Below are 5962 nucleotides of genomic sequence, written 5' to 3'. Positions count from 1 at the left end.
TCGGGCGCGGCCGTCGCTCCCCGGGCGAGGTCCCGGACCTGCTCCAGCGGCACCCGGACGCCCTCCAGCGCAGCGCTCGCGTGCGCCGCGCGCACCCCGGACTCGGCGCGCGCGACGGCCCACTGCCGACGCAGGGCGCGGTGCCACCGCAGCTCCTCGCACGCCCGCCGCGCCGCCTCCACCTCCGCCTGGACCGGGAGAGCGGCGACACCGGTCAGGGGATGGGCGACCACGGGCACGCGGTCAGCCTAGGCGCCCCCTCCGCACCGTCCGACCCGCGTAGCACAATGGCGCGCATGAGCTCAGCGCCGAGTGTCTCCTCCTCCATCACCGTCCGCCTCCAGGTCCGGGCCCGGCCGACGGCGATCAGCGACCTCACCACCGCGATCGAGCAGGCCGGCGGCATGGTGACCGCGCTGGACATCACGCGCTCCGAGCACGAGCGCATCGGCGTGGACGTCACCTGCGCGACCCGCGGCGAGGACCACGCGGAGCAGATCGTCGAGGCGCTGCGCGGCCTGGACGGCATCACGGTCGAGCGGGTCAGCGACCGCACCTTCCTCATGCACCTGGGCGGCAAGCTCTCCATCGAGTCGAAGGTGCCGCTGCGCAACCGCGACGACCTGTCCATGGCCTACACCCCCGGCGTCGCGCGGGTCTGCGAGGCGATCGCGGCGCGACCGGAGGACGCACGCAACCTCACGATCAAGCGCAACACGATCGCGGTCGTGACCGACGGCACCGCGGTGCTGGGCCTCGGCGACATCGGCCCGCTCGCCGCACTGCCGGTCATGGAGGGCAAGGCGGTCCTGTTCAAGCGGTTCGCGGGGATCGACGCGTTCCCCATCGCGCTCGACACGACGGACGTCGACGAGATCGTGGACACCGTCTGCGCCATCGCACCGGTGTTCGCCGGCATCAACCTGGAGGACATCTCCGCGCCGCGGTGCTTCGAGATCGAGCGCCGGCTGCGGGAGCGGCTCGACATCCCCGTCTTCCACGACGACCAGCACGGCACGGCGATCGTCGCCCTGGCCGCGCTGACGAACGCGCTCAAGGTGGTCGAGAAGGACATCGCCACGGTGCGCATCGTCATGTCCGGCGCCGGCGCGGCGGGCACGGCCGTCCTCAAGCTCCTCCTCGCGGCCGGGGCACGGGACGTCGTCGTCTGCGACATCGAGGGGATGGTCCACGTCGACCGGCCGGGGCTGCACGAGTCGCTGCTGTGGACCGCCCGGAGCACCAACCCGCGCGGGATGACCGGCTCCCTCCAGGACGCCGTCGTCGGGGCGGACGTCTTCATCGGCCTCTCCGCGCCGGACGTGCTCACCGGCGACGACGTGGCGCGGATGGCGCCCGGCTCGATCGTCTTCGCGATGGCCAACCCCCGCCCGGAGGTCGACCCGGACGAGGCGGCGAAGTACGCGGCCGTCGTCGGCACCGGTCGGTCGGACTTCGCGAACCAGATCAACAACGTGCTGGCGTTCCCCGGCGTCTTCCGGGGCCTGCTCGACGCCCAGTCGCACGAGGTGACGACCGAGCTGCTGCTCGCCGCGGCCCAGGCGCTCGCGGAGGTCGTCACGGACGACGAGCTCAACCCGACCTACATCATCCCCAGCGTCTTCAACCCGGAGGTGACCACGCGGGTCGCGAGCGCGGTGGAGCAGGCCGCGCGGGCGGGCGCCGCGCGCACGGCGGCGACGGCGGACCATCTCGAGGCGGCCGTCGTCCTCTGAGGTGGGGGGCCTCCAAGTCGGGGGCACGTCCGCCGACGCCGGCGGCGGGCCTCTGACGCAGGCGCAGTCCTCCTGACGCGGGGCCGCGCCCGGTCGCTCAGCCCCAGGTGCCGCGCAGGTACTGCGCGGGCCACAGCCGCGGTGCCGCCGCGCCCGGTGCGTCGTCGGCAGGCTCCTGGGCGGGGCTGCCGTCGACCGGCACCCCCAGCTCGTGCGCCGCCCGCAGCACCCAGTACGGGTCCCGCAGGGCGGCACGCCCCACCATCACGGCGTCGACGCCGCCGTCGCGCAGGACCTTCTCCACCTGCGGGCCGTCGGTGAGCATCCCGACGGCGGACACGGGCAGCCCGCTGACCTCCCGCACCCGCCGGGCGAGCGGGACCTGGTACCCCGGGCCGACGGGGATGTCCGCCAGGGCGTTCCCCCCGCTCGAGACGTCCACGAGGTCCACGCCCAGCGGTGCGAGCGTGGCGCACACCGCGGCGACGTCCTCGACCTCGAGGCCGCCCTCGACCCAGTCCGTCGCGGAGACCCGCACGACGAGCGGCTTGTGGTCGGGCCAGGCGGCGCGGACCGCCGCCACGACCTCGCGCAGCAGGCGGGCCCGGTTCTCGGTCGTGCCGCCGTACGCGTCGGTCCGGTGGTTCGACAGGGGCGAGAGGAACTGGTGCAGGAGGTAGCCGTGCGCGGCGTGGACCTCCACGAGGTCGAAGCCGGCCGCGTCGGCGCGGCGCGCCGCGTCCGCGAACGCCTCGACCACCGCACCGATCTCCGCGACCGTGAGGGCGCGTGGCTCGGCGAGCCCGGGGAACGCCACCGCCGACGGCGCGAACGTGGCCCAGCCGCCGTCGTCGAGCGCCACCGAGCCCCGCGAGGTCGCCCAGGGGCGGTGCGTGGACGCCTTGCGCCCCGCGTGGGCGAGCTGGACCCCCGCGAGCGCCCCGGCGGCGTGCACGGCCCGGACCACGCGGGACCAGGCCACGACGTGCTCGTGGTTCCACAGGCCGGCGTCGTGCGGGGTGATGCGCCCCTCGGGCACGACGGCGGCCGCCTCGGTCATGACCAGCCCGAAGCCGCCGACGGCACGGGACCCGAGGTGGACGACGTGCCAGTCGTCGACCAGGCCGTCGACCGAGGAGTACTGGCACATGGGCGCGAGCCAGGCCCGGTTGCGGGCCGTCACGCCGCGCAGCGACAGCGGCTGGAGGAGGTGGGGCATCACATCGGGTGACCAACAGCGCCGGTCCGGCCACCATTCCTGGGGACCGGACCGGCGCTGCCGGCCCGCCTCGGGCGATGCGTCGAGGGGCAGTCGCCGCACGGGTCAGGCGAAGAGCGCGGCGGCCTTGAGCGCCGTCTGCAGGATGCCGTAGCCCAGCAGGCTGCCGACGACGCCCCACAGCGCCACGGCGGCGACGCGGATCGCGGTGCCGGAGCCGGCGGGATGCTCGGCGGGGACGTCGGCGGACACCTGGGGGTCGGTCGCCACGGCGTCGGTCTCGATCACGGCCATGTCAGGACTCCTTCGTGGCGTCGACGAGCGGGCGCTCGTCGGACGGGGCGGACGCGGTGGGCGGGGCGTCGTCGGCCGGGACCGCCGGGGCCGGGACGGCCGTCTGCTCGTGGTGCCGCTCGTGGACCGGCCGGATGAGCAGGTTCGCGACGAAGCCGACGACGAGCACGCCCGTCATGGTGATGAGCGACGGCGTGTAGAGCGCCGCGCCCTCGATGCCCTGGGCGGCGCGCGCGTCGGCGAAGCCGTTGACGATGAGGGGGCCGGCGATGCCCGCGGCGGACCACGCCGTGAGCAGGCGGCCGTGGATGGCTCCGACCTCGAGGGAGCCGAAGAGGTCCTTGAGGTAGGCGGGGACGGTGGCGAACCCGCCGCCGTAGAAGCTGACGATGAAGAACGCGACGAGCACGAACAGCCCGACGGCGGTGCCGGCGACCGAGGCGAGCGTGCCGTAGAGGACCGCGCCGACGCCCAGGTACATGACGTAGATGCGCTTGCGGCCGACGACGTCCGACGTCGAGGACCACACGAACCGGCCGGCCATGTTCGCCAGGGACAGGAGCCCGACGAAGCCCGCGGCCGTGGCGGGGGTCACCGAGGAGAAGAAGTCCTGGATCATCGGGGACGCCTGCTCGAGGATGCCGATGCCCGCGGTGACGTTGGTGAAGAGCACGACCCACAGCAGGTAGAACTGCGGCGTCCGCACGGCGCGGGAGACGCGGACGTCGGCGTGCGTCTGCATGGCGTTCTTCTTGGGCGAGGGCACCCAGCCCTCGGGCTTCCAGCCCGGCGCAGGGACCCGGATGACCGCCGCGCCGGCGGACATGAGCACCGCGTAGATCGCCGCCAGGGTGAGGAGCGTGGGGACCAGCGCGTCGGCCGGGGTGTCCGCGTAGGCGCCGAGCAGGGCGTTGGTCAGCGGGCCCGCGACCATCGCGCCGCCGCCGAAGCCCATGATCGCGAGGCCCGTCGCCAGGCCCGGCCGGTCCGGGAACCACTTGATCAGCGTGCTGACCGGGGAGATGTACCCGATGCCCAGGCCGATGCCGCCGATGAAGCCGTAGCCGAGGTAGACGACCCACAGCGACCCGACCTGGATGCCCAGGGAGCCGATGAGGAACCCGGAGACCCAGAAGGCCGCGGAGAGCACCATGGCCTTGCGGGGCCCGTTGCGCTCCATCCACTTGCCGCCGAACGCGGCGGAGAGCCCCAGCATGACGATCGCGATCGAGAAGATGATCGCGACCTGCGTGTGGCTGGCGTCGAAGCGGTCGATCAGCGCCTCCTTGAGCACGCTGAACGCGTAGATCTGACCGATCGACAGGTGCACGGCGAGCGCCGCGGGCGGCACGAGCCACCGGTTGTACCCGGCGGGTGCCACGGTGCGGCGGCGGTCGAGCAAGTTCATGGGGGTCCTTCCCAGTGGGGCCCGGTGGACGGTGCCTTCGGCGCCGCGGGCGCGCGCTCGACGAGGGCGCCTCGGCCGCGAGGTCGCGCATGCGGTCGTCCCATGGTTGCCGCCCGCCGACGGCGCTCGCGGGACCTTGGTCTGTGCGGGGCGCGGGCGGGGCGCGTGCGGGACCGGGCCGGAGCCGGGGTGCAGCCGGCCGGCGCGGCCCTCCGGAGGGCGGAGGAATAGCATCGCCCCGAGCACCACCGCCGTTGCGACCGGAGGACCAGTGACCCACGACGCGCCCAGCTCCACGCCGCTGGAGAACCTGCTCACGGAGGACCGCCGGTTCCCGCCGAGCGCCGAGTTCGCCGCCCAGGCCAACGCGCACGGCGACCTCGGTGCCTGGGCCGCGGCCGACCCGGAGTCCTTCTGGGCGGACCAGGCCCGCGAGCTCCTGACCTGGCAGACGCCGTTCACCGAGGTGCTGGACTGGTCCGGGGCGCCCCGAGCGCGCTGGTTCGCCGACGGGCGCCTCAACGCGTGCCACAACGCCGTCGACCGGCATGTCGAGGCGGGGAACGGCGACCGCGTCGCGCTCCTCTTCGAGGGCGAGCCGGGCGACACGCGGACCCTCACCTACGCCGAGCTCCAGCGCGAGGTCTCACGGGCGGCGAACGCGCTGCTCGCACTCGGCGTGCAGACCGGCGACCGCGTCGCGATCTACCTGCCGATGATCACCGAGGCCGTCGTCGCGATGCTCGCCTGCGCCCGCATCGGCGCGGTGCACTCGGTCGTCTTCGGCGGCTTCTCCGCCGAGGCGCTGCGCTCGCGCGTCGACGACGCCGAGGCCGTCCTCGTCATCACCGCCGACGGCGGCTACCGGCGCGGTGCGGCCAGCGCGCTCAAGCCCGCCGTCGACGAGGCCCTCGACCCCCACCACCACCCGCACGGCCACCAGGACGAGGAGGCCGGGCCGACGTCGGTCCGGCACGTCCTCGTGGTGCGCCGCACCGGCCAGGACGTGGCGTGGGTGGAGGGACGCGACGTGTGGTGGCACGAGGCGCTCGCGGCGGCCTCGGATGAGCACGAGCCGGTCTGGGTCGAGGCGGAGCACCCGCTGTTCATCCTCTACACCTCCGGGACGACCGGGAAGCCGAAGGGCATCTTCCACACGACGGGGGGCTACCTCACGCAGTCCGCGTTCACCCACCTCAACGTCTTCGACCTCAAGCCGGAGACGGACGTGTACTGGTGCACGGCCGACGTCGGCTGGGTCACCGGGCACACGTACGTCGTGTACGGCCCGCTCGTCAACGGCGC

5 protein-coding genes and 1 pseudogene are annotated in these 5962 nt (G+C 74.1%); 2 read left to right on the top strand and 4 right to left on the bottom strand.

Translation table 11 applies throughout. The annotated features are described in order from the left end of the window. Positions 1-239, bottom strand: a pseudogene (locus tag N866_RS14865) (cell filamentation protein Fic); the annotation flags it as partial. A 57-nt stretch (positions 240-296) separates the two neighbouring features. Between N866_RS14865 and N866_RS14860 the strand changes: the two are divergent. Further along, positions 297-1736 carry an NAD-dependent malic enzyme gene (locus N866_RS14860; protein ID WP_034227752.1) on the top strand — a complete coding sequence of 480 codons (1440 nt, stop codon included), beginning with the start codon at positions 297-299 and terminating at the stop codon, positions 1734-1736. 97 nt (positions 1737-1833) lie between these two features. Here the strand turns inward: N866_RS14860 and N866_RS14855 are convergent, their stop codons facing one another. The 3 genes from N866_RS14855 to N866_RS14845 form a co-directional block, all read right to left on the bottom strand. Continuing rightward, a complete protein-coding gene (locus tag N866_RS14855; protein ID WP_034227750.1) occupies positions 1834-2955 on the bottom strand; it encodes an NADH:flavin oxidoreductase/NADH oxidase in 1122 nt (373 codons plus the stop codon). Positions 2956-3060: 105 nt separating this feature from the next. After that, positions 3061-3249, bottom strand: coding sequence for a hypothetical protein (locus tag N866_RS14850; protein WP_034227744.1), 189 nt, complete (start codon positions 3247-3249; stop codon positions 3061-3063). Position 3250: 1 nt separating this feature from the next. Continuing rightward, a complete protein-coding gene (locus N866_RS14845) occupies positions 3251-4657 on the bottom strand; it encodes an L-lactate MFS transporter (protein WP_173406163.1) in 1407 nt (468 codons plus the stop codon). A gap of 271 nt (positions 4658-4928) precedes the next feature. Between N866_RS14845 and N866_RS14840 the strand changes: the two genes are divergently transcribed. Further along, positions 4929-5962 (top strand): AMP-binding protein (locus N866_RS14840; protein WP_034227743.1); only part of this gene is annotated, 1034 nt, incomplete at its 3' end.

This window comes from Actinotalea ferrariae CF5-4 (assembly GCF_000603945.1).
Classification (GTDB): Bacteria; Actinomycetota; Actinomycetes; order Actinomycetales; family Cellulomonadaceae; genus Actinotalea; species Actinotalea ferrariae.
This window is presented reverse-complemented; position numbering and strand designations above follow the sequence as displayed.

What these genes read in the sequence shown, in the direction of transcription:
- N866_RS14845 (WP_173406163.1), bottom strand. Translation starts at nt 4,657, where the DNA reads ATGAACTTGCTCGACCGCCGCCGCACCGTGGCACCCGCCGGGTACAAC.
- N866_RS14860 (WP_034227752.1), top strand. Translation starts at nt 297, where the DNA reads ATGAGCTCAGCGCCGAGTGTCTCCTCCTCCATCACCGTCCGCCTCCAG.
- N866_RS14850 (WP_034227744.1), bottom strand. Translation starts at nt 3,249, where the DNA reads ATGGCCGTGATCGAGACCGACGCCGTGGCGACCGACCCCCAGGTGTCC.
- N866_RS14855 (WP_034227750.1), bottom strand. Translation starts at nt 2,955, where the DNA reads ATGCCCCACCTCCTCCAGCCGCTGTCGCTGCGCGGCGTGACGGCCCGC.